Source organism: Agrococcus jejuensis (assembly GCF_007679035.1).
Lineage (GTDB): Bacteria > Actinomycetota > Actinomycetes > Actinomycetales > Microbacteriaceae > Agrococcus > Agrococcus jejuensis_A.
Map to the genome: position 1 here is coordinate 181659 of NZ_VEFR01000001.1, position 24043 is coordinate 205701.

At 72.8% G+C, this 24043-nt stretch carries 23 protein-coding genes; 22 read left to right on the plus strand and 1 reads right to left on the minus strand.

All coding sequences use genetic code 11. The annotated features are described in order from the left end of the window. Positions 1-8: 8 nt before the first annotated feature. Positions 9-644: a DUF1990 family protein gene (locus FS793_RS00800; RefSeq protein ID WP_144717608.1), complete on the plus strand. Its 636-nt coding sequence runs from the start codon at positions 9-11 to the stop codon at positions 642-644. Then, on the plus strand, positions 644-1879 hold the full coding sequence (gene hemW / locus FS793_RS00805) for a radical SAM family heme chaperone HemW (protein WP_440130432.1): 1236 nt from the start codon (positions 644-646) through the stop codon (positions 1877-1879). Before FS793_RS00800 ends, hemW begins: the two co-directional genes overlap by 1 nt. A 48-nt stretch (positions 1880-1927) precedes the next feature. Here the strand turns inward: hemW and FS793_RS16510 are convergent, their stop codons facing one another. Then, complete coding sequence (locus FS793_RS16510; protein WP_144717610.1) at positions 1928-2605, minus strand: DUF4870 domain-containing protein; 678 nt, start codon at positions 2603-2605, stop codon at positions 1928-1930. Between the two features lie 152 nt (positions 2606-2757). Here FS793_RS16510 and hrcA point away from each other — a divergent pair, with 152 nt between their 5' ends. The 20 genes from hrcA (at position 2758) to FS793_RS00910 (ending at position 24043) form a co-directional block, all read left to right on the plus strand. After that, on the plus strand, positions 2758-3783 hold the full coding sequence (hrcA, locus tag FS793_RS00815; RefSeq protein WP_144717612.1) for a heat-inducible transcriptional repressor HrcA: 1026 nt from the start codon (positions 2758-2760) through the stop codon (positions 3781-3783). After that, the gene (locus FS793_RS00820) at positions 3780-4865 is read left to right on the plus strand and encodes a DnaJ C-terminal domain-containing protein (RefSeq protein WP_144717614.1); all 1086 of its coding nucleotides are present in this window, start codon (positions 3780-3782) and stop codon (positions 4863-4865) included. The genes hrcA and FS793_RS00820 overlap by 4 nt, the downstream gene beginning before the upstream one ends. Then, positions 4865-5575: a 16S rRNA (uracil(1498)-N(3))-methyltransferase gene (locus FS793_RS00825; RefSeq protein WP_144717616.1), complete on the plus strand. Its 711-nt coding sequence runs from the start codon at positions 4865-4867 to the stop codon at positions 5573-5575. The genes FS793_RS00820 and FS793_RS00825 overlap by 1 nt, the downstream gene beginning before the upstream one ends. Positions 5576-5595: 20 nt before the next feature. After that, the gene (locus FS793_RS00830) at positions 5596-5943 is read left to right on the plus strand and encodes a histidine triad nucleotide-binding protein (protein ID WP_144717618.1); all 348 of its coding nucleotides are present in this window, start codon (positions 5596-5598) and stop codon (positions 5941-5943) included. Next, complete coding sequence (locus FS793_RS00835; RefSeq protein WP_144717620.1) at positions 5894-6955, plus strand: PhoH family protein; 1062 nt, start codon at positions 5894-5896, stop codon at positions 6953-6955. The genes FS793_RS00830 and FS793_RS00835 overlap by 50 nt, the downstream gene beginning before the upstream one ends. Further along, complete coding sequence (gene ybeY, locus FS793_RS00840) at positions 6952-7407, plus strand: rRNA maturation RNase YbeY (protein ID WP_144717622.1); 456 nt, start codon at positions 6952-6954, stop codon at positions 7405-7407. The genes FS793_RS00835 and ybeY overlap by 4 nt, the downstream gene beginning before the upstream one ends. After that, positions 7400-8665, plus strand: coding sequence for a hemolysin family protein (locus FS793_RS00845; RefSeq protein WP_144717624.1), 1266 nt, complete (start codon positions 7400-7402; stop codon positions 8663-8665). Before ybeY ends, FS793_RS00845 begins: the two co-directional genes overlap by 8 nt. Continuing rightward, entirely contained in the window at positions 8662-9549 is an 888-nt protein-coding gene (gene era / locus FS793_RS00850) for a GTPase Era (protein ID WP_144717627.1), read from the plus strand. The genes FS793_RS00845 and era overlap by 4 nt, the downstream gene beginning before the upstream one ends. Before the next feature lie 311 nt (positions 9550-9860). After that, a complete protein-coding gene (locus tag FS793_RS00855; protein WP_144717629.1) occupies positions 9861-10799 on the plus strand; it encodes a trypsin-like serine peptidase in 939 nt (312 codons plus the stop codon). 150 nt (positions 10800-10949) lie between these two features. Next, positions 10950-12098: a sensor histidine kinase gene (locus FS793_RS00860; protein WP_144717631.1), complete on the plus strand. Its 1149-nt coding sequence runs from the start codon at positions 10950-10952 to the stop codon at positions 12096-12098. Positions 12099-12117: 19 nt separating this feature from the next. Continuing rightward, positions 12118-12753 carry a response regulator gene (locus FS793_RS00865; protein ID WP_144717633.1) on the plus strand — a complete coding sequence of 212 codons (636 nt, stop codon included), beginning with the start codon at positions 12118-12120 and terminating at the stop codon, positions 12751-12753. Between the two features lie 79 nt (positions 12754-12832). Continuing rightward, the gene (locus tag FS793_RS00870; RefSeq protein WP_144717635.1) at positions 12833-13573 is read left to right on the plus strand and encodes an ABC transporter ATP-binding protein; all 741 of its coding nucleotides are present in this window, start codon (positions 12833-12835) and stop codon (positions 13571-13573) included. Next, entirely contained in the window at positions 13570-14934 is a 1365-nt protein-coding gene (locus FS793_RS00875) for an ABC transporter permease (RefSeq protein WP_144717637.1), read from the plus strand. The genes FS793_RS00870 and FS793_RS00875 overlap by 4 nt, the downstream gene beginning before the upstream one ends. Positions 14935-15109: 175 nt before the next feature. Then, entirely contained in the window at positions 15110-16879 is a 1770-nt protein-coding gene (gene leuA, locus FS793_RS00880; RefSeq protein WP_144717639.1) for a 2-isopropylmalate synthase, read from the plus strand. Positions 16880-16890: 11 nt separating this feature from the next. Next, positions 16891-17643 (plus strand): DNA repair protein RecO, encoded by a 753-nt coding sequence (gene recO, locus FS793_RS00885; protein ID WP_144717641.1) that lies wholly within the window; start codon positions 16891-16893, stop codon positions 17641-17643. Between the two features lie 11 nt (positions 17644-17654). Then, positions 17655-18461 carry an isoprenyl transferase gene (locus FS793_RS00890; RefSeq protein ID WP_144717643.1) on the plus strand — a complete coding sequence of 269 codons (807 nt, stop codon included), beginning with the start codon at positions 17655-17657 and terminating at the stop codon, positions 18459-18461. A gap of 131 nt (positions 18462-18592) precedes the next feature. After that, the gene (locus FS793_RS00895; RefSeq protein ID WP_144717645.1) at positions 18593-19990 is read left to right on the plus strand and encodes a putative Ig domain-containing protein; all 1398 of its coding nucleotides are present in this window, start codon (positions 18593-18595) and stop codon (positions 19988-19990) included. Positions 19991-20119: 129 nt separating this feature from the next. After that, on the plus strand, positions 20120-21604 hold the full coding sequence (locus FS793_RS00900; RefSeq protein WP_144717647.1) for an LPXTG cell wall anchor domain-containing protein: 1485 nt from the start codon (positions 20120-20122) through the stop codon (positions 21602-21604). 95 nt (positions 21605-21699) lie between these two features. Next, positions 21700-22536 carry an endo alpha-1,4 polygalactosaminidase gene (locus FS793_RS00905; protein WP_144717649.1) on the plus strand — a complete coding sequence of 279 codons (837 nt, stop codon included), beginning with the start codon at positions 21700-21702 and terminating at the stop codon, positions 22534-22536. A 124-nt stretch (positions 22537-22660) separates the two neighbouring features. Further along, entirely contained in the window at positions 22661-24043 is a 1383-nt protein-coding gene (locus tag FS793_RS00910) for a glycine--tRNA ligase (protein ID WP_144717651.1), read from the plus strand.

A 24043-nucleotide genomic window follows, 5' to 3' on the forward strand; every position in this document is an offset into this window, starting at 1 on the left:
TGGCTCGCATGCGCGACCTCGCAGAGCGGCCCGCCAACTACGGCATCATCGGCGCCACCGCCCACTTCGACTTCGACCGCTTCCCGCCGAAGGGCTACGAGCTCGTCTCGCAGCGCTCCCGCATCGGGCACGGACGTGCCCGCTACGACGCGGCCGTCGCAGGCCTGCGCACCTGGCGCGTGCAGCGCCTCAGCGGCATCGAGGTCGACGTGCAGCCCACGACCGACCACTCCACGTACCGACCCGTCGGGTTCGACGGCAAGGATCCCGCGCGCGCAGCGTCGACCGAGGCGCAGCAGGTGTTCGCCGCCGACGGCGAGCCGTTCCTGCAGCCGGGCGACTCGGCGATGCAGCGCATCCGCGTGGGCCCGCTGCAGATCCACGCGCCGGTCCGCGTCATCGCGGTCGAGGACGAGGCGACGACGCACGCCGTGATCTTCGGCACGCTCGAGGGCCACCCGGAGGCGGGCGAGGAGCGCATGCTCGTCGAGCTCGCCGACGACGACTCCGTGTTCTTCCACCTGCGCGTGCTCTCGCGGCCGCAAGCGTGGTGGGCGCGGCTCGGCGGCCCCGTGACGCAGCGCATCCAGCGCAGCTACCACGCGCGCTACCTCGACGCGCTGCGCCGCATCCGCGTCGACTGATGGGGCAGCTGCCCGACGGCGATGCCGCGCCGGTCGACGGCGCACTGCCCGCATCCGCGGCGGTCGGCGCTGCCGAGCGCGGGTTCGGCGCATACCTGCACGTGCCGTTCTGCCGCGTGCGCTGCGGCTACTGCGACTTCAACACGTACACGTCGACCGAGCTGCGCGGCGCGAAGCAGTCGGACTACGCCGACCAGGCGATCGCCGAGGTCCGGCTCGCCGGTGGCGTGCTCGAGGCGCTCGCGGCCCACGACGACGCCGTGCGGCGTCCGCTCTCGACGGTGTTCGTCGGTGGCGGCACGCCCACGCTGCTGCCGCCAGGCGACCTCGGGCGCATGCTCGCGGCCGTGCGCGACGAATGGGGGCTCGCCGACGGCGCCGAGGTGACGACGGAGGCGAACCCCGACTCCGTCGACGCCGACGACCTGCGCGCCCTCGCCGACGCGGGCTTCACGCGGGTGAGCTTCGGCATGCAGTCGGCGGTGCCGCACGTGCTCGCGACGCTCGACCGCACCCACGATCCGGCGCGCGTGCCGCTCGTCGTGCAGTGGGCGAAGGATGCGGGGCTCGACGTCAGCGTCGACCTCATCTACGGCACGCCCGGCGAGTCGCTCGACGACTGGCAGCGCTCGCTCGACGCCGCGCTGTCGTACGACGTCGACCACCTGTCGGCGTACGCGCTCATCGTCGAGGACGGCACGGCGCTCGCCCGTCGCATCCGGCGCGGCGAGATCGCGCCCGTCGACGACGACCTGCACGCCGCGATGTACGAGACGGCGGACGCCGCGCTGCGCGCCGCGGGCTACGAGTGGTACGAGGTGTCGAACTGGGCGCGCGGCGGCGCCGTCTCGCGCCACAACCTGTCGTACTGGCTCGGCCACGACTGGTGGGGCATCGGCCCGGGCGCGCACAGCCACGTCGGCGGCGTGCGCTGGTGGAACGTGAAGCATCCCGCCGCGTACGCGCAGCGCCTCGCGGCGGGGGAGTCGCCGGCGCTCGCGCGCGAGGTGCTCGACGACGACACGCGCCGCGTCGAGCGCGTGCTGCTCGAGACGCGCATCCGCGCCGGGCTGCCGATCGACGTGCTCGACGACGACGGGCGCGCCGCCGTGGCGGGGCTCATCGCCGAGGGACTCGTGGAGGGCGTCGCCGCGTTGCGCGGCCGCGTCGTGCCGACGGACCGGGGCCGTCTGCTGGCGGACACGGTCGTACGGCGCCTCACCGCCTCGACATGACGATGGGCACCCCTCGCGGGGTGCCCATCGTGCTCGTGCCGACGTCGTCTACTTGACGATGCGCCAGTTGAACGGGTAGCGGTACGAGCCGCCGCCGTTGACGCGCACGGCGCCGATGATCGCGAAGATGATGCCGAGGAGCGGCGGGACGCCGACCAGGAAGTACAGCAGGCCGGCGATGCCGAACGTGATCGCGGTGAGGATCGAGATGACGATCGCACCACCCACGGTGAGGATCGTCATGAAGAGCTGGAAGTTCAGCGCCTCCTTGGCCTCCTGACGCACGAACGCGCTGCGGTCCTTGTACATGAGGAACACGATGAGCGGGCCGAGCCAGCCGAGGTAGATGATCCAGGCGATGCCGCCGAGGTGGCCGAGCATCGCCCACTGCTTCTCGTCCTGCGGCGACAGCGCGGCGCCGGCGGGGGCGCCGTACTGCGGCTGGCCGGGGGCGCCGTACTGGGGCGCGCCGTAGGGCTGCTGCGGCGGGGTCTGCTGGCCGGGAGCGCCGTACGGGGGCGCGGCCGGCGGCTGCTGCGGCGGCACCTGCTGGCCGGGCGCGCCGTAGGCCGGGGCGGCCGGCGGCACGGCGCCGGGAGCGGGGGCGGGGCTGGAGAAGGGCTGCGCGGGCTGGCCGGGCGCCGGGGCTGCGCCAGGGGCGGGGGAGCCGAACTGCGGAGCCTGCGGCTCGTCCGGCGCGGCCGCGGGGCCGTTGGGGTCGGTCATGGTCGAACCTCTCGATCACGGGTGCCGGAACTGGCTGGATCCATCATGCTCGCAGGAGGCTGAGAACGCACCCATGGCATGGCGGGGCCGACCCCCGTCGAGCGCGGTACGATTGGCAGTCACGAACGACGAGTGCCAGACGAGGGGGAACGATGGTCACGGATCGCGGCCTCGAGGTCCTGCGGGCGATCGTGCGGGACTACGTGGCCTCGAGCGAGCCGGTCGGATCGAAGTCGATCGTCGAGCGCCACTCCTTCGGGGTGAGCGCGGCGACGATCCGCGGCGACATGGCGCAGCTCGAGGAGGCCGAGCTCATCGTCGCGCCCCACACGTCGTCGGGTCGCATCCCGACCGACAAGGGGTACCGCGTCTTCGTCGACCGCCTGCAGGGCATGCAGCCGCTCTCGCCGGCGCAGCGCCAGGCGATCGCGCGCTTCCTCGACGAGGCAGCCGATCTCGACGACGTCATGGCCCGGTCGGTGCGCCTGCTGTCGCAGCTCACGAACCAGGTGGCGCTCGCGCAGTACCCCTCGGTCGCGAAGGCGCGCGTGCGCCGCGTCGAGGTGGTGCAGCTCGCCGAGTCGCGCCTGCTGCTCGTCGTCATCCTCGACTCGGGTCGCGTCGAGCAGCGCATGGTCGACGCCGGTCAGCAGATCGGCGCGGAGGCGGCGCAGGCGATCGGACGCGCGCTCGACGTCGCCGTCGCGGGCAAGCCCACGACCGACGCCGAGGAGGCGCTGGGCGCCGTCGTCGACGCCGCCCAGCCCATCGTCGCGACCGCGACCGCGAGGCTCGTCGTCGTGCTCGGCGACGTGCTGGCCCCGACCGCGGGCGACCGCCTGGTCATCGCGGGCGCCTCGCACCTCGTGCGCGGCGGCGCCGACCTGTCGGGCTCGGTGACGATGGTGCTCGAGGCCATCGAGGAGCAGGTGACCCTGCTGCGCCTGTTCGGCGAGATGGATGCCGAGGCGACGGCCGTCGCGACCCGCATCGGGCGCGAGATGGCCGACGGGCTCGAGCAGACGTCGATCGTGACGGGCGCCTACGGCGCCGGCGGGCACGAGGCGGGCCGCGTCGGCGTGCTCGGCCCCACCCGCATGGACTACGCATCGAACATGGCAGCCGTCCGCGCCGTCGCGCGGTACCTGACGCGGCTGCTCGACGACGAGGAGCGATGAGCGATCACTACGAGGTCCTGGGCGTGCCCCGCGAGGCCAGCCAGGACGACATCAAGCGTGCCTACCGCAAGCTCGCGAGGCAGCTGCATCCCGACGTGAACCCGTCCGCGGAGGCCTCCGACCGCTTCAAGGAGGTCACGCACGCCTACGACGTGCTGTCCGACCCGCAGTCGCGCGCCGACTACGACCGCGGTCCCCAGCAGGCCGGCTTCGGGCTCGGCGACATCTTCGAGCAGTTCTTCGGCGGTGCAGGCAGGCAGCAGGGGCCGAGGCCCAGGCGTCGGCCAGGCCAGGACTCGCTGCTGCGCATCGACCTCGACCTGCACGACGTCGTCTTCGGCGTGCACCGTGACCTGCGCGTGCAGACCGCGGTGCTCTGCGAGACGTGCGACGGCCGCTGCACGGCACCGGGCACGCGCGAGGAGACCTGCGACATCTGCCAGGGCTCCGGCCACGTGCAGCGCCAGGTGCGCTCGCTGCTCGGCAACATGGTGACGAGCCAGCCGTGCGGCTCGTGCCAGGGTCACGGCACCGTCATCCCCTTCCCGTGCCCGACGTGCGCCGGCCACGGTCGCGTGCGCGCCGAGCGCACCATCCCGGTCGACGTGCCCGCGGGCGTCGACACGGGCCTGCGCATCCAGCTGCCCGGCCAGGGCGAGGTCGGCGAGGCCGGCGGCGAGCCCGGCACGCTCTTCCTCGAGGTGCACGTCACGCACCACGACGTCTTCAGCCGCGACGGCGACGACCTGCTCGGCACCCTCGAGGTGTCGATGATCGACGCGGCGCTCGGCGCCGAGGCGACGATCGAGTCGATCGACGGCCCCGTGACGGTGACGATCGAGCCGGGCGCGCAGAGCGCCGACGTGCTCACGGTCGTCGGCCGCGGCGTCGGCAGGCTGCGCGGCTCCGGACGCGGCGACCTCAAGCTCGGCGTGCAGGTGGCGACGCCCACGAGGCTCGACCGCAAGGCGCAGGATCTGCTCGAGCAGCTGCGCGCCCGCACGAAGCCGCCGGCACCGCGCATGACGCAGTTCCAGCAGGGGCTCTTCTCGAAGCTCCGTGATCGGTTCCTGCGCTTCTGATGGCGCACTGCTACTACGTCGACGACCTCGACGTCGAGGCGGGGGACCGCGTGGTGCTGGGACCCGAGGATGCGCGGCACGCCGCGACGGTCAGCCGGGCCCGGGTGGGCGAGCGCGTGCTCGTGGCCGACGGCCGCGGCACGCTCTGCCACGCGGAGTTCGCCGAGGTGCGGCCCGAGGTCGTGCTCGTCGTGCGGACGGTGCGGCACGAGCCGGCGCCGACGCCCCGCATCGGCCTCGCGCAGGCGCTCGCGAAGGGCGATCGCGCCGAGCTCGCGATCCAGGCGGCGACCGAGCTCGGCGTCGATGCGATCGTGCCGTGGCAGGCGTCGCGGTCGATCGTCGCCTGGAAGGGCGACAAGAGCGCGAAGGCGCTCGCGCGCTGGCGCACGATCGTGCGCGAGGCGGGCAAGCAGTCGCTGCGCGCCCACGTGCCCGAGGTGCTCGAGGTCGTCGACACCGCCTCGCTCGCGGCGCTCGCGTCGACGTGGCGCCTCGTCGTGCTCGACCCGACGGGCGACGCGACGCTGTCGACGCTCGAGCCCGATGGCCGTGACATGCTGCTCGTCGTCGGCCCCGAGGGCGGCATCGCGCCCGACGAGCTCGAGCGCCTCGGTGGCGAGCGCGTGCGCATGGGCCCGCACGTCGTGCGCACCTCGACCGCGGGCCCCGCGGCGATCGCGGCGCTCGCCGCCCGGTGGCGCTGGTGACCCGCGAGTACGCTGGAGCCATGGCAGAGCCCACCATCTTCGAGCGCATCATCGCGCGTGAGATCCCCGCAGAGATCGTGCTCGAGGACGACCAGGTCATCGCGTTCGCCGACATCGCGCCCAAGGCCGAGCTGCACGTGCTCGTCGTGCCGAAGACGGCGCGCTACCGCGACGTCGTCGAGCTCGCCGCCGGCGACCCCGACCTGCTCGCGGCCATGGTGCGCGCCGCGAAGGCCATCGCGCTCGAGCGCGCCGACGGCGACTTCCGCCTCGTGTTCAACACGGGCGAGCTCGCCGGCCAGACCGTCTTCCACGTCCATGCCCACGTGCTCGCGGGCGCCGACCTCACCGAGGAGTCCCTTGCCTGACGCACATGCCGAGATCCAGATCGACGGCATCCAGATGGTGCGGCTGCTCGGGCCGCAGGATCGGCTGCTCACGCGGCTCGAGCGCGAGTACCCCGACGTCACCGTCGCCGTGCGCGGCAACCAGGTGACGCTCGACGGCGACGCCGACCAGGTCGAGCAGTCGGAGCGGCTCGTGCGCGAGCTCGTCGACCTCGTCGCGAACGGCGCCGACCTCGGGCAGTCCGAGGTGGGCGAGGGCGCGCGCCTCATCCGCGAGGACTCGCCGAAGACGCTCGCCGACGTCGCCGGCGACGCGATCCTCACGACGGGCCGCAAGAGCATCCGCGCGAAGACCGAGGGCCAGCGCGCGTACGTCGACGCCATCGGCGAGCACACGATCGTCTTCGGCATCGGCCCCGCGGGCACAGGCAAGACGTACCTCGCGATGGCGATGGCCGTGCAGGCGCTGCAGCGCCGCGAGGTGCAGCGCATCATCCTCACGCGCCCCGCGGTCGAGGCCGGCGAGCGCCTCGGCTTCCTGCCGGGCACGCTCACCGACAAGATCGACCCGTACCTGCGCCCGCTGTACGACGCGCTCAACGAGATGATGGATCCCGAGCTCGTGCCGAAGCTGCTCGCGACCGGCGTCGTCGAGGTGGCGCCGCTCGCCTACATGCGCGGACGCACGCTCAACGACGCGTTCGTCGTGCTCGACGAGGCGCAGAACACGACGCCCGAGCAGATGAAGATGTTCCTCACGCGCCTCGGCTTCGGCTCGCGCATGGTCGTGACGGGCGACATCACGCAGATCGACCTGCCGGAGGGCACGAGCGGCCTGCAGGTCGCGAGCCGCGTGCTCGGCGGCATCGACGACATCCACTTCGCGCAGCTCACGAGCGCCGACGTCGTGCGGCACACGCTCGTGGGTCGCATCGTCGACGCCTACACGGCGCACGAGGCGAGGACCATGGCGCAGGAGGGCGGCACGCGCGAGCAGCGCCGCGAGCACCTGCAGCGGAAGGGCCGACGATGAGCGTCGACGTGCTGAACGAGTCGGGCGTCGCCGTCGACGAGGCGAGGCTCGCGCGCCTCGTCGCGTTCGACCTCGAGGCGCTGTTCGTGCACTCGGAGGCCGAGGTGAGCGTCGTGCTCGTCGAGGTCGCAGCGATGGAGCAGCTGCACGTGCAGTGGATGGACGAGCCCGGTCCGACCGACGTGCTCTCGTTCCCCATGGACGAGCTGCGCCCCGGCACCTCCGAGAAGCCGACGCCCGCCGGCCTGCTCGGCGACATCGTGCTGTGCCCCGCCGTCGCCGAGGCGCAGGCCGCGGAGGCCGGGCACTCGCTCATGGCCGAGCTCGAGCTCCTCACGACCCACGGCATGCTGCACCTGCTCGGGTTCGACCACGCCGACCCCGCCGAGCGCGACGAGATGTTCGCGCTGCAGGACGAGCTGCTGGTGCGCTTCCGAGCCGCCGATGCTTGAGCTCTCGCTCTTCGCGGTCGCGGCGGTGCTCGTCGTCGTCGGCGCCTGGCTCGCCGCGTGCGACGCCGCGCTGTCGGTCACGAGCACGCGCGACCTGCAGGAGATGGCGGGGGAGACGCGCACCCCGGGCTCGCTCGAGGGCATCGCGCACGACCTCACGGGTCACGTCATGGTCGTGCAGTTCGGCCGCATCCTCTTCGAGACGACCGCGGCCGTGCTGCTCACGATCGGCCTCACGCGCCTGCTCGACTGGTGGTGGGCGCTCGTCGTCGCGGTCGCGATCATGGCCGTGACGTCGTTCGTGCTCGTCGGCACGAGCCCCCGCGCCGTCGGCCGCGCGCACGCGCGGACGCTGCTGCGGCTCTCCGCGGGCCCCATCCGCGCCCTGCGCGTGATCTTCGGTCCCATCGCGACGCTCGTCGTGACGGTCGGCGATCGCGTGACGCCCGGCAGGCAGCGCGAGACGGCGTTCACGAGCGAGGAGCAGCTGCTGTCGATGGTCGACGAGGCCACGACGCGCGCCGTGCTCGAGGAGGACGACCGCGAGCTCATCCACTCGATCTTCGAGTTCAACGAGACGTTCGTGCGCGAGGTCATGGTGCCGCGCACCGACATGATCGTCGCGGAGCACGACATGACGGCCGACGAGGCGCTGCGCCGCTTCCTCGACTCCGGCCTGTCGCGCATGCCCGTCGCGGGGGAGTCGCTCGACGAGATCGAGGGCATCCTCTACCTGCGCGACGTGGTGCGCAGCCGCACGATGCGTCCCGACGAGCACGAGACGGCGCGGTCGCTCGCGCGCGTCGCGCTGTTCGTGCCCGAGTCGAAGAAGGCGGACGACACGCTCGCGCACATGCAGACCGAGCGCGTGCACGTGGCCATGGTCGTCGACGAGTACGGCGGCATCGCCGGCCTCGTCACGCTCGAGGACCTCATCGAGGAGCTCATCGGCGACATCCACGACGAGCACGACCGCGTCGGCGCCGAGGCCGTCGCCCTCGCGGACGGCACGTACGTCGTGTCGGCGCGCCTGCAGATCGACGAGCTCGGCGACCTGTTCGACCTGACGCTCGACGACGACGACGTCGACTCGGTCGGCGGACTGCTGCAGAAGGAGCTCGGCCGCATCGCCGAGGTCGGCGACGTCGTCGAGGCGCACGGGCTGCGCCTCGCGGTCGAGCGGCTCGACGGCCGAGGACGCGAGGCGGGCCGCGTGCGCGTCGAGCGACTGGCCCCGGCGGAGGTGGAGGCGGAATGACGCATCGCAGTGGATTCGTGACGTTCGTCGGCCGGCCGAACGCGGGCAAGTCGACCCTCATGAACGCCCTGGTGGGCGAGAAGGTCGCGATCACGTCGTCGAAGCCGCAGACGACGCGGCGGGCGATCCGCGGCATCGTGCACCTCGACGAGGCGCAGATCGTGATCGTCGACACCCCCGGCATGCACAAGCCGCGCACGCTGCTCGGCAAGCGGCTCAACGCCGTCGTGCAGACGACGCTCGGCGACGTCGACGTCATCTGCCTGTGCGTGCCGGCGAACGAGCGCCTCGGCCCCGGCGACCGCTACATCGACCAGCAGCTCGAGGGCTTCCCGAACGCGCGCAAGGTCGCGATCGTGACGAAGGTCGACGCGACCTCGAAGGAGCGCGTCGCCGAGCAGCTGCTCGAGGTCGCCGCCCTGCGCGAGTGGGATGCGGTCATCCCGCTGTCGGCGGTGACGGGGAGGCAGCTCGACGTGCTGCTCGACGAGCTCGCGCAGCTGCTGCCGGAGGCGCCGCCGCTGTACGACGCCGAGACGTCGACCGAGGAGCGCTTGAGCGATCGCGTCGCCGAGCTCATCCGCGAGGCGGCGCTCGAGGACGTGCGCGACGAGCTGCCGCACTCGATCATCGTCACGATCGACGACATCGTGGCGCGCGAGGACAAGCCCATCACCGACGTGTACGCGAACCTGTGGGTCGAGCGCGACAGCCAGAAGGGCATCGTCATCGGTCGCGGCGGCGAGCGCCTGCGACGCATCGGCAAGGATGCGCGCGGCGAGATCGAGGCCCTCGTGGGTCAGCAGGTGCACCTGGACCTCCGCGTGAAGATCGCGAAGGAGTGGCAGGGCGACCCGAAGCTGCTCGGACGCTTCGGCCTCTGATCGTCGCGGTCGGCGGCGTACCTCGCGTCGTGACCTCGTCGGTGCGCGCCCGCAGGCGCTGGCCACGTGCCGGGATCGCGACATGACGTCCAGCAGACACTCGATGATCCCTCGGTGAACTGTGAGATTCGCTCAACCCGTTGCGACGTCCCTCTCATCATAGGGGCGCTCCCGGGGCGGTGGCAGGGATTCCTCGGTGCGCACGGAGTGCTCGTCGGATCCCACGAAACCGTGCTCGCTGGGGAATGCCGCCGCCCAGGATCGACGGAACCGGCGCTCCGCCGGACCAGTCACGGAAGGACACGATCCCCATGAGACGAAGCATCCAGGCCCTCACGACTGCAGCGCTCGCAGGAGCGATGCTCGCATTCGGCAGCGGCATGGCGGTCGCAGCACCCGCCCCGGCCGACGCCGACGTCGACACGTTCAGCGTGCCCGCGGCGGAGACGGCGGCGGCGACGACCGCCTGGACGCCCGAGCGCATGGAGGCTGCGATCCCCGCCGACACGCTCGTGCTCGACCAGATCGCCGAGCTCGACACGGCCCCGGCGCCCGATGGCGCGGCCACGACCTACGCGGCCGACCAGCCCGTGCTGCAGGCCACGCGCGTCAGCCCCGTCTCCCACATCGGCAAGGTCTTCTTCACGCTCGGCGGCCTCGACTACGTGTGCTCCGCGAACTCCGTGACGTCGGCGAACGGCAACACCGTCTCGACCGCAGGCCACTGCCTCAACGAGGGCCCCGGCGACTTCGCGTCGGAGTTCGTCTTCGTGCCGGCGTACGAGAACGGCTCCGCACCCTACGGCCAGTGGCCCGCGGTCGAGCTCGTCGCTCCCACGCAGTGGACCGACGGCGGCGACATCAACTACGACACGGGCTTCGCGGTCGTCGCGAGCCAGGGCGGCCGGACGCTCGCAGCGACCGTCGGTGCCTCGGGCGTCTCGTTCAACCAGTCGACGGGCCTCTCGTACACGCTCTACGGCTACCCGGCGGCGAGCCCCTTCGACGGTGAGACGCTGCAGCAGTGCGCAGGCACCGCGTCGCGCGACCGCATCGGCGGCACGACCTCGCAGGGCGTCTCGTGCGACATGACCGGCGGCTCGTCGGGCGGCCCGTGGTTCATCGGCTCGGGCTCGGGCGGCGTGCAGAACTCCGTCAACAGCTTCGGCTACAACACGCAGCCCGGCGTGATGTACGGCCCCTACTGGGGCTCCGTCATCCAGGGCGCGTACCAGTCCGCGCAGGGCTGACGCGCAGCACGCGAAGGGGGTCGGCGGTCGCCGGCCCCCTTCGGCGTGCGCGGAGCATGCGGGCCGACGGACGCGGGCGCGGATCGTCCGAGCGGATGATTCCGACCATCGGATGCGCGCGCGGACGCACGCCCGACGTAGCGTGAGGACGTGATCCGATCCCTCACGCGCGCGCAGCTGACGTTCGACGTCGTCGTCGCGCTCGTGCTCGGCATCCTGCTCGGCGGACCGTCGCTGCTCGTCAGCCTCTCGACGCCCGAGCTGCCGTGGGTCGTGCTCGTGGGCCTCGGCTTCGGGGTGCTCGTGGCGCTGCGCCGCGTCGCGCCCATGCTGACGCTCCTCGCGGCCCTCGGCATGGGCGCCGCGTTCGTCGGCGCCGAGCTCACGGCGCTCACCCCGCTGTGGTTCCAGATCCTCGTGCTGCTCTACACGGTGGGACGCTGGTGCGACGGCCTGCAGCGCGGCCTCGGCGCGGTCGTCGCCGTGCTGGGGGCGACGCTCGTGGGCCTGTGGTTCGTGCGCTTCGGCTACGGCGTCGGCACGTCGGGCTCCATCGTCGAGATCCTGCTGCCGTTCGGCCTCGGCACCTTCGGCTTCGCCCTGCTCTTCGGGCTCGCGCTCGTCTCGGGCATCCTCGTCGGCGAGATCGTGCGCAGCCAGGGGCTCGCGAAGGAGACGCGGCTCGAGCGCGAGCGCGCCGAGGTCGAGCAGGAGCGCACGGGCATCGCGCGCGACATGCACGACGTCGTCGCGCACTCGCTCGCCGTCGTCATCGCGCAGGCGAACGGCGCCCGCTACGCCGACTCGATCGACACGAAGGACGAGAGCCTGCAGCAGATCGCGCAGACGGCCTCGGCCGCGCTCGGCGACGTGCGCGGCCTGCTCGAGCGACTGCGGCACGCGCAGGCCGCCGACCCCGACGCGTCGCTCGCCGCGCTGCCGACGCTCGTGCAGCGCGTGCGCGCCGCCGGCCTCGACGTCGAGGTGCGCGAGCACGGCATCCCGGGGCCGCTCCCTCGCGACGCCGACATCGCCGCGTACCGCATCGTGCAGGAGGCGCTCACGAACGCGCTGCGGCACGGCGACCGCACGCATCCCGTGCTCGTGTCGATCGTGCACGGCGAGCACGTGGAGCTGACGGTGCGCAACGCGCTGCGGCAGATGCCGGGGGAGTCGGGGCACGGGCTCGTGGGCATGCGCGAGCGTGCGAGGATCGCCGGTGGGCACGTCGACGTCGGACCCTCCGGCGGCGCCTGGATCGTCAGGGCCGTGCTGCCGCGCTGGGAGGCCGTCGCATGATCTGCTCGCAGGTGCGCTCGTGATCCGCGTGCTGCTCGTCGACGACCAGGCCCTGTTCCGCAGCGGCATGCGCATGCTCGTCGACTCGCAGCGAGACCTCGAGGTCGTGGGCGAGGCGGCCGACGGCCGCGAGGCCGTGCGCGAGACGTTGCGGCTGCAGCCCGACATCGTGCTCATGGACGTGCGCATGCCCGTGCTCGACGGCATCGATGCGACCGCGGAGATCGTCGCGGCGTCGAGCGCCGCCCGCATCGTCGTGCTCACGACGTTCGACCTCGACGAGGCCGTCGCCCGCGCGCTGCGCGCCGGTGCGAGCGGCTTCCTGCTGAAGGATGCGCACCCCGAGCTCGTGCTCGCGACGGTGCGCGCCGTGCACGGCGGCAGCGAGGTCGTCGCCGCGTCCGCGACCCGCACGCTGCTCGCACGCCATGCGGAGGCGCCGGCGGCACCCCCCGCATCCCTCGCCACCCTCACGCCTCGCGAGCACGAGATCCTGCTGCAGGTGGCGCGCGGCCTGTCGAACTCGGAGATCGCGCAGTCGGAGTTCGTCTCCGAGACGACCGTGAAGACCCACGTGTCGCGCATGCTGCAGAAGCTGGGCCTCCGCGATCGCGTGCAGGCCGTCGTCTTCGCGCACGCGCACGGCCTCGTCTGACCCGTCTCATCCGCTCGGAGGACGAGGACGGGACGCCCGGACGACGCGGCAGGAGGCGCCGCCGACGGAGGCTGGGAGCATGCAGACCTCCCCGGCACTCCAGCTCACCGACGTCACGCGGCGCTACGGCGTCGGCGACGCCGCCGTCGTCGCCCTCGACGGCGTCTCGCTCGCGATCGATCCCGGCGAGTTCGTCGCCATCATGGGGCCCTCCGGCTCGGGCAAGTCCACGCTCATGCACCTCGCCGCAGGGCTCGACGCCCCGACGACCGGCTCGGTGCGGATCGGCGACGCCGAGCTCGTCGGGCTCGACGACGCGTCGCTCACGCGGCTGCGCCGCGACCGCGTCGGCTTCGTGTTCCAGGCGTTCAACCTCGTGCCGACGCTCTCGGCGCGCGACAACATCCGCCTGCCGTTCGACCTCGCGGGTCGTCGAGCCGACGACGCCCTCATCGACCTGCTCGTGTCGTGGCTCGGGCTCGCGGGCCGCATCGACCACCGGCCTGGCGAGCTCTCGGGCGGGCAGCAGCAGCGCGTCGCCATCGCCCGCGCCCTCGCGACGCGGCCCACGATCGTCTTCGCCGACGAGCCGACCGGCAACCTCGACTCCCGCACGGCGGCCGACGTGCTCGCGATCCTGCAGCAGGCGGCGCGCGAGCACGGGCAGGCGATCTGCATGGTGACGCACGACCCCATCGCGGCCGAGGCCGCCGATCGCGTGGTGCTGCTGGCCGACGGCCGCATCCGCGGCGACGAGCGCGGGCTCGACCGCGCCGCGATCGCCTCGCGCATGCTGCAGCTGCAGGAGCGTGCGGCATGAGCCGCGCGCACATGCCCACCGTCGCCGTGACGGCGGTCGCAGCCTGCTTCGCCGTGCTGCTCACGAGCCTCACCGAGATGCTCTTCACGCTCGTCCTCGACTCGCAGCTGCTCGCCTCCGGGGCAGCGCCGCTGCTCGCCGCCATCGCCGTCGTGTGCCTCACCGTCGTCGCGGTGCTCGTGAGCGCCATCGTCACGCGCACGACGGTGCAGCACGTCGTCGAGGAGCAGCGATCGCTCATCGCGCTGCGGCGCCTGCTGGGCGCCTCGAGCGTGCAGGAGCGTTCGCGCGTGCTGCGCTCCTCGCTCGCCGCCGGCATCGCCGGCACCCTCGCGGGCGCCGTCGTCGGCCTCGCGCTCGGGGCCGCGACGCAGCTCGCGCTGGCGTCGTCCGGCATGGTCGAGGGCGCCGACGTCGTGCTGCTGCCGCCGACCGCGATCGCACCCGTCGTCGGCATCGCGATCGCCGTCGCGGCCGTCACGAGGTCGGGCACGCGTGGCGTGCTCGACGTGACGCCCATCGAGGCGCTCGGCGCGTCGGCAGCGCAGCCGCGCCGCCCGCGCCGGCCCCTGGCATCCATCGTGGTGCTCGGCGTCGCCGCCGTGGTGCTCGGCGGCTCGATCGTCCTCGCGCCCTGGAGCCCGCTGGCGATCCTCGTCGCCGTCGTCGGCGGCGTGCTGCTGTCGATCGGCATCATCGGCATTGCCCCAGCGGTGCTCGTGCCCGTGCTCGGCGTCGTCGGGCGCCTGCTCGGCACCTCGGTGCCCGCCCGCGCCGCCGTGCGCGCCGCGCAGGACGCGCGGGATCGCTCGAGCGGCCTCGTGCTCGCCCTCATGGTCGGCGTCGCCACGGTCCTGCTGCTGGCGACCGCGGGATCCACGATGCGCGGCGCCCTCGTCGCGATCGAGCGCGACCCCGTCTACGTCGAGGAGATCACGCGCATCGTCGACGGCGTCGTGCTCGCGCTGGGCGTGCTGGTGGGCTCGTCGGCAATCGTCGCCGTGCTGGGCTTCGTCACGAGCATGCTCACGGCCGTGCGGCAGCGCACCCGCGAGATCGGCCTGCTGCGCGCGCTCGGCATGACGAGCACGCAGGTGCGATGGATGGTGACGGCGGAGACCGCCGCGATCGCCGCCGTCGCCGTCGTGGGCGGGGTCGTGCTGGGCGTGTCGCTCGGCTGGGTCGCCGTGTGGACCCTCTTCGCCTCGTCGTACGGCATCGGTCCCGTCGTCGTGTCCGTCTCGCCGTGGCTGCTCGCCGGCACCCTCGTCGCCGCCGTGCTCGTGGCGCTCGCCGCCGCGGCGCCCGCGACGGCGAAGGCGCGGCGCATCGCCCCCATCGAGGCGCTGCGCGTCGCCTGAGCGTGAGACCGGTCCTGGAGGGGCGCGCGGAGCGAGCCGCGAAAGGGGAGTAGGGTGGCGGCATGCGCTCCTCGCTGCTCCTCCTTCGCCGCCGCGGCGAGGCCTAGACACCGGGCCTCCTCGCCGCGGAGTGAGCACGCAGCCCGGAGTCGATCCGACCCCAGGAGCATCCAGCATGAAGAGCATGCAGCAGCCGTCGGGCATGCCGGCGCATCGCTACGTCCCGTACCACGAGCAGATCCGGGTGGAGCTGCCCGATCGCACCTGGCCGTCCCAGCGCATCGAGAAGGCCCCGCTGTGGTGCGCCGTCGACCTGCGCGACGGCAACCAGGCCCTCATCGAGCCCATGACCCCCGAGCGCAAGCGGATCATGTTCCAGCTGCTCGTCGACATGGGCTACAAGGAGATCGAGGTCGGCTTCCCCTCGGCGAGCCAGACCGACTTCGACTTCGTGCGCCAGCTCATCGACGACGGGCTCATCCCCGACGACGTGACGATCCAGGTGCTGACGCAGTGCCGCGACCACCTCATCCGCCGCACGTTCGAGGCCATCGATGGCGCGAAGCAGGCGATCGTGCACATCTACAACTCCACGAGCGTGCTGCAGCGCGACGTCGTCTTCCGCTCCGACCGCGAGGGCGTCAAGCAGATCGCCGTCGACGGCGCGCGGCTGTGCCTCGAGCTCGAGGGCATGCTGCAGCACACGCAGGTGCGCTACGAGTACAGCCCCGAGTCGTACACGGGCACGGAGCTCGACTACGCGCTCGACGTCTGCAACGCGATCATCGAGGTGCTCGACGCCCGCCCCGAGCGTCCCGTCATCATCAACCTGCCCGCGACGGTCGAGATGGCCACGCCCAACGTGTACGCCGACTCGATCGAGTGGATGCACCGCCACCTGGCGCGGCGCGAGTCGGTCATCCTGTCGCTGCACCCGCACAACGACCGCGGCACGGGCATCGCGGCTGCCGAGCTCGGCTACATGGCCGGCGCCGACCGCATCGAGGGCTGCCTGTTCGGCAACGGCGAGCGCACGGGCAACGTCGACCTCGTCGCGCTGGGCCTCAACCTGCTGACGCAGGGCATCGACCCCGAGATCGACTTCTCGGACCTCGACCACATCCGCCGCACCGCCGAGCACTGCAACCAGCTGCGCGTGCCCGAGCGCTCGCCCTGGGCGGGCGACCTCGTGTACACGGCCTTCTCGGGCTCGCACCAGGATGCGATCAAGAAGGGCTTCGAGCGCATGGCCGCCGATGCGGCCGCCGCCGGCACGAGCGTCGACGAGATGCCGTGGGCCGTGCCCTACCTGCCCATCGACCCGAAGGACGTCGGCCGCTCGTACGAGGCCGTCATCCGCGTGAACTCGCAGTCGGGCAAGGGCGGCGTCGCGTACCTGCTGAAGACCGACCACGGGCTCGACCTGCCGCGCCGCCTGCAGGTGGAGTTCTCGAACATCGTGCAGGCCCGCACCGACTCCGAGGGCGGCGAGGTGTCGAGCGGCACGATCTGGCAGATCTTCGGCGACGAGTACCTGCCGAACCCGTCGCGCGAGGCCGAGGATCAGTGGGGCCGGTTCGAGCTGCGCGAGGTGGCGTCGCAGTCGTCGCTCGGTGGCGAGACGCGCCTCACGGTCGTGCTGCGCGACGAGCAGACGCTGCGCGACGCCGAGGCGTCGGGCAACGGTCCGATCGACGCGCTGCTGTCGCTGCTGAAGGCCGAGGGCGTCGAGGTGTCGCTCCTGGACTACGTCGAGCACACGCTCGCCGCCGGCCAGGATGCGCAGGCCGCGTCGTACGTCGAGCTCGAGCTCGGCGGCGAGCGCTTCTGGGGCGTCGGCATCGACCACTCCACGTCGCACGCGTCGCTGCGGGCCATCGTGTCGGCCGTGAACCGCGGGCTGCGCATGCGCGTCGCCGCGGGCGCGGGCTCCGCGACGGCCTGAGCCGCCGAACGATGCCGGTCTACCGCGACGAGGGCGTCGTGCTCACGACGCACCACCTCGGCGAGGCCGACCGCATCGTCGTGCTGCTCACGCGCGAGCACGGCAAGGTGCGCGCCGTGGCGAAGGGCGTGCGCCGGACCTCGTCGAGGTTCGGCGCACGCCTCGAGCCGTTCATGGTCGCCGACCTGCAGCTCGCCGTGGGCCGCAGCCTCGACATCGTGACCCAGGCGGAGACCCTCGGCTCGTACGCCGACCAGATCATGGTCGACTATCCGCGCTACACGGCGGCGGCGGCGATGGTCGAGACCGCCGACAGGCTCACCGACCATGACGCGTCGGTGCAGCAGTACCTGCTGCTCGTCGGCGCGCTGCGGTCGCTGTCGCGCGCCGAGCACGACCCCGGGCTCACCCTCGACTCGTACCTGCTGCGCGCCATGGCGATCGCCGGATGGGCGCCGACGTTCGGCGACTGCGCGGTGTCGGGGGAGTCCGGCCCGCACACCGCGTTCGTGCCGCAGCTCGGCGGCATGGTCGCCGACGCCTACGCCCCGCCGGGCGTCGCGCGCCTCGATCCCGAGACGGTCGGCCTGCTCGGGGCGCTGCTCGCGGGCGACTGGGCCGTCGCCGACGCGACGGGCGAGCGCGCCCGCGGCCGCGCGTCCGGCATCGTCGGCGCGTGGGTGCAGTGGCACCTCGAGCGCGGCCTGCGCTCGCTCGAGCACGTCGACCGCTCGCGCGCGCCCGACGCATCCGCGCAGCAGTAGCCTCGTCTTCGATGAGCGAGCGACGCATCCCGAGGCACCCCGACGCCATCGCGTCGAAGCCGATCGACTGGACGGGCCAGCAGCCGCCCGCCTACGAGCCGGGCACGGTGCCCGCCCACGTCGCCGTGATCATGGACGGCAACGGACGCTGGGCGAACCGGCAGGGCAAGACGCGCATCGAGGGTCATCAGGCAGGCGAGGAGGTGCTGCTCGACGTCGTCGCCGGCGCCCTGCAGGCCGGCGTGCAGCACCTGTCGGTGTACGCGTTCTCGACCGAGAACTGGAAGCGCGACCCCGCCGAGGTGCGCTTCCTCATGGGCTTCAACCGCAAGGTGCTGCATCGTCGCCGCGACCAGCTGCACGACTGGGGGGTGCGCATCCGCTGGGCCGGGCGGCGTCCGCGTCTGTGGCGATCGGTCATCGACGAGCTGCGCATCGCCGAGCGGCTCACGGCCGAGAACACGCGCATGACGCTGACGATGTGCATCAACTACGGCGGCACGGTCGAGATCGCGGATGCCGTGCGCTCGATCGCCGAGGACGTCGCGGCGGGCAGGCTGAAGCCGTCGGGCGTGACGGAGCGCCTCATCCGCTCGCGCATGTACCTGCCCGACATCCCCGACGTCGACCTGTACGTGCGCTCGTCCGGCGAGCAGCGCATCTCGAACTTCCTCACCTGGCAGGGCGCGTACGCCGAGATGGTGTTCCTCGACACGCTCTGGCCCGACTTCTCGCGCACCGACCTGTGGCGCGCGATCGACGTCTACACGGGCCGCGAGCGCCGCTTCGGCGGCGCGATCGACGCGCCGACGGTCTGACGCGGATCGCGACGACGCACCCACCGCACCGCACGCCCGCGCGCGGCCGACCGGGAGGGACGCCTCTCCGTCGCGTGCACGGATCCGGGGTGCCTGCTGACAGGAGCCTGGACGTGTCGTACATTGAGCCCATGCGTCGCATCGCACCCATCGGGCTCCTCGCCGCAGCCTTCGTGCTGCTCGGCGTCGCCGCGCCCGCATCCGCCGTCTCCTACGACGACGGCGACGCCACGTTCGCCGAGATCGACGCCACGGGCGACCCCGAGGCGGGCATCGTCGTGCCGACGACCATCGAGCGCGTCCTCTCGGTCGCCGGAGGCGGTCGCGTCGGCCGCGTCGAGGTCGCGCTCAGGTTCACCCAGGCGCAGTACACGTGCACGGGCGGCGGCGACGACTTCGAGACCAACGGCATCTACTTCTCGGACATCCAGTACACGCTGACCTCGCCGCAGGGCACGACCGTGACCCTCATCGCAGGCGACGCGAGCGGCGGCATGGCCGCCTCGGCGTCGTACCAGGGATGGATCGACCCCGTCGGCGACGACGTCGACCTGCCGACGCCCCAGGCGGTCGACGTGCTGCTGGCCGACGACCCCGCCGCCCCGCCCGTCGGCTCGACGAACGAGGGCCGGCCCGAGAGCGGCACGTTCCAGCCCGCGGAGTCGCTCGACGCCTTCGACGGCGAGGTCGCGACGGGCGACTGGAGGCTCGCGATCTCCGACGTCTACCCGCGATCCCCGCACTGCTACTCGGCGGCCTCGTTCGAGGTCGGCGTCCTGCCCGAGCTGCCGGGTGCCGCGCTCCCGTACGGCGTCGTCGGTCGCGGCTACGAGACGCAGATCCCCGGCATCCCCGAGGGCTCGACGCTCGCCGTCGTCGACGCGGCCGACCTGCCCGCCGGCCTCGCGGTCGACGCGCAGGGCGTCGTGACCGGCCTCCCCGAGCAGACGGGGTCGTACGCCTTCGAGGCGACCGTGACCGACGAGGAGGGCACGTCGGAGCCCGCGACCTTCACGCTCGACGTCCTCGCCCTGCCGACGCTCGACGGTCCTGCGACGGCCGACGCCACGATCGGCGAGGCCTTCTCGTACGCGCCGACCTTCTTCCGCGGCGTACCCGCAGCCGATGCCGTCGCGACGGGCCTGCCGGCCGGACTCGAGGTCGACCCCGCCACGGCCGCCATCACGGGGACGCCCGAGGGCCCGGCGGGCGAGTACGTCGTCGACTACGTGGCCGACAACGGCCTCGAGCCCGCCGCGACCCATCGCGTGACGATCACGATCGCCGAGGCCGATGCACCGCCGACCGACGCGCCGCCGACCGACGCACCGCCCACGACCACGCCGCCGACGGCACCTGCGCCGTCGACGCCCGTGCCCGCCGCGCCCGGGCCCTCGACGCCTGCGCCCTCGGAGCCACCGACCGCCTCGTCGCTGCCGCCCACCGGTGCCATCGTCGGCTGGGGTCTCGTCGCTGTCGCCGCCGCGGCGATCGGCGCCGGCGCGGTCCTGCGCCGACGTCGCCACTGACGGGCGCACGCCGCGCATCTGCGCGACGCACGTCCACGGGGGACGGGCAACCCCGTGTCCGCCCCCTCGGCGACGGCGCGTCTCGCCATCCGTGCCGTCCGGCACCTGTTGCTGACATATGCTCAGCCTGTGCGTCGTCTCCTCATCGCTCCCGCCGCCCTCGTGGCCGCCGCAGCGCTCGTCATCGGCTCCGCGCCGACCATCGCCTCCGCGGCGACCCTCACGGGCTCCAACACCATCCCTGCCCAGGTCGACGGCGGGGAGCAGACCCGCACGATCCCGATCGTCGGCGACGGTGCCGTCGACGACGTCACGATCACGGTGGACTTCAGCAAGACGGATGGCTCGTGCGCGGCACCGGCTTCCGGCAACGCCTTCCACCAAGAGATCCGCCTCGCGCTCGTCTCGCCCGGCGGCACCACCGTCGACCTCGTGTCCTACGGCTCCTACACGTACGAGAGCGGAGTGTCGGGCCGCTCGGCGAGCATCACGTTCGACGACGATGCTGCGACGCAGGTCGGTGGGACCGAGCCCGTATCCGGCACCTTCCGGCCGGCACAGTCGCTGTCCGCCTTCGACGGCCAGCCCGCCGCCGGCGACTGGACCGTCATCCTCGGCGACGGCTTCCCCGCAGACCCGCTGTGCTTCACGCAGGCCGCGCTGACGGTCGTGACCGGGGTGCCGACCCTCGCCGACGCGACGCTCCCGTCGGGCATCGTCGGCGACGCCTACTCGACCGTCATCGCGGCGACGGACGGCGACCAGCCGATCACCTACGCGCTCGCGGAGGGCAGCAGCGCGCCCGCCGGCCTGACGCTCGCCGCGGATGGCACGCTGAGCGGCACGCCCTCGGTCTCGGGCGACCTCGCGCTCGACGTCGTCGCGTCGAACGCGGACGGCGACTCCGCGCCGGCGACGTTCACGGTGCGCATCGACCAGCGCGCCGCGATCGACGGCGCTGCGACGGCCGCGGCGCAGATCGCCGTGCCCTTCTCCTACCTGCCCGAGCTCGAGCCCGGCGATCCGGCAGCGACCGTGACCGCCACCGGGCTCCCCGAGGGCCTCGAGGTCGACGCCGCGACCGGTGAGATCTCCGGCACGCCGACCGGCGCGCTCGGCACGTTCGCCGTCGTGCTCACGGCCGACAACGGCGTCGAGCCCGCCGACACGCTCCAGCTCCAGCTCGCCGTCGTCGCGGGTCCGGCCGTCAGCATCGCGCTCACGCCCGAGACGCTCGCGATCGGCACCGGATCCAGCCAGGCGTTCGTCGTCAGCGGCGTCGACGCGGAGGGCAACGCCGCCGACGTGTCGGCCGCGACGCTGACGTCCTCCGACGCCTCCGACGTCGTCGACGGCCTGACCGTGACGTTCGGCACGCCGGGTTCGCGCACGATCACGGCGACGCTGGGCGAGCTCGCCGATGCCGCCATCGTCGAGGTCGCCGCAGCGCCCGTGCCCTCGGCGCCGGCACCGTCGGCGCCCGCTCCCTCGGCACCGCCCGTCGCAGGGCCGTCGCTGCCGCAGACCGGTGGCGCGATCGCGGGCTGGCTCGCCCTCGTCGCCGGCCTCCTCGTCGCGGGCGGCGTCGTCGTGCGACGCCGGTCGCGCGCCTGATCCCAGCCATCCCGGGCGCCTCGCAGCGAGGCGCCCGCGGTCGGCGGCACTGGCACGCCTCGGCGTCCGCATCGTCCGGCGTGCGACCATCGGGCATGCGCTCCGGCCACCTCCTCGCCCTCGCGCTCGTGCTGGTGACCGCGTCGCTCGCGGGATGCGCGGGACCGGTGCCCGTCGCGGACGGCGGCGATCCGGCCGCGCGCTGGGAGGCCGCCTCGCAGGGCGCGATCGACTACCAGCTCGGCGGCGCGTACGACCCGGCGCAGGGCACGACGATCGTCGCGCGCGACGCCTCCGACCCGCCCGCCGAGGGCACGTTCTCGATCTGCTACCTCAACGGCTTCCAGACGCAGCCCGCCGACGGCGAGTGGTGGCTGTCGGAGCATCCCGACCTCGTGGTGCGCGACTCGGCGGGGGAGCCCGCGATCGACCCCGGCTGGCCCGACGAGATGGGCCTCGACACCTCGACGCCCGAGCGGCGCGAGCAGCTCGCCGCGATCATCTCGCCGTGGATCGCCGGATGCGCGGACGACGGCTACGACGCCGTCGAGCTCGACAACCTCGACTCCTGGACCCGCTTCGACGGGCTCACGATGGCGGGCAACCTGGCCCTCGCGGCGCTGCTCGTCGACGTCGCGCACGAGCACGGGCTCTGGGCGGCGCAGAAGAACGCGCTCGACGCCGGCGAGGCGGGTCCGGGCGCGGGCTTCGACCTCGTGGTCTCGGAGGAGTGCGGGCAGTACGACGAGTGCGCGGGCTACGCCGAGCTCTACGGCGACCGGCACGTCGACGTCGAGTACGTCGAGTCGACCTCCGAGGAGGACTTCGCGGCGATGTGCGAGGCGGGCGACGTGCCCGAGCTCTCGGTGCTGCGCGACCGGCCGCTCTCGGTCGACGGCAGCGACGGCCACGTGCGCGTCTCCTGCCCCTGACGCGCGCCGGGACGCCCGCGCGACGCGGGTGCGACGTGCACCGCCGCGTCGCCCGTCGCCGGTAGGATCGAACGTCCCCACCGAGCCCAGCGCGCACTCCGGCGCGCATGATCCAGGAGCCTCCATGCCCACGAGCCGTCTCGACCAGGTCATCAATCTCGCGAAGCGTCGCGGATTCGTCTTCCAGGCCGGTGAGATCTACGGCGGCTCGCGGTCGTCCTGGGACTACGGACCCCTCGGCGTGGCGCTGAAGGAGAACATCAAGCGCCAGTGGTGGAAGACGTTCGTGCAGGGCCGCGACGACATGGTCGGCCTCGACTCGTCGATCATCCTGCCGCAGAAGGTGTGGCACGCGTCCGGCCACGTCGCGACGTTCACCGACCCGCTCGTCGAGTCGCTGCACACGCACAAGCGCTACCGCGCCGACCACCTCATCGAGGCGTACGAGGCCAAGCACGGCCACCCGCCCGAGAACGGCCTCGCCGACATCAAGGACCCCGAGACCGGCCAGCCCGGCTCGTGGACCGAGCCGCGCTCGTTCTCCGGCCTCATGAAGACCTACCTCGGTCCCGTCGACGACGAGGAGGGCCTGCACTACCTGCGGCCCGAGACGGCCCAGGGCATCTTCGTGAACTTCAACAACGTCGTGACGACCGCGCGCCGCAAGCCGCCGTTCGGCATCGGCCAGGTCGGCAAGTCGTTCCGCAACGAGATCACGCCCGGCAACTTCATCTTCCGCACGCGCGAGTTCGAGCAGATGGAGATCGAGTTCTTCGTGCCGCCCGCCGACGCGCCCGAGTGGTTCGACCGCTGGGTCGCCGACTGCGAGGCGTGGTTCCACGACCTCGGCCTCAGGGCCGAGAACATCCGCCACCTCGACGTGCCCGACGGCGAGCGCGCCCACTACTCGGCGCGCACGATCGACCTCGAGTACCGCTTCGGCTTCCAGGGATCGGAGTGGGGCGAGCTCATGGGCGTCGCCAACCGCACCGACTACGACCTCTCGACGCACTCCGAGGCGTCGGGCAAGAAGCTCGAGTACTTCGACCAGGCGGCCAACGAGCGGTACACGCCCTTCGTCATCGAGCCGTCGTTCGGCCTCACGCGCAGCCTCATGGCCTTCCTCATCGAGGCGTACGACGAGGAGGAGGTGCCGAACGCGAAGGGCGGCACCGACACCCGCACCGTGCTGCGCCTCGACCCGCGCCTCGCGCCGGTCAAGGCGGCCGTGCTGCCGCTGTCGCGCAACGAGCAGCTGTCGCCGCTCGCGCGCGAGGTGGCGCAGGGCCTGCGCAAGCACTGGGCCATCGAGTTCGACGACGCCGGCGCCATCGGCCGCCGCTACCGCCGTCAGGACGAGGTGGGCACGCCGTTCTGCATCACGGTCGACTTCGACTCGCTCGAGGATCAGGCCGTCACGGTGCGCGAGCGGGACACGATGCAGCAGCAGCGCGTGCCGATCGCGGAGCTCGAGGGCTTCCTGGCGCAGGCGCTCGTCGGAGCCTGA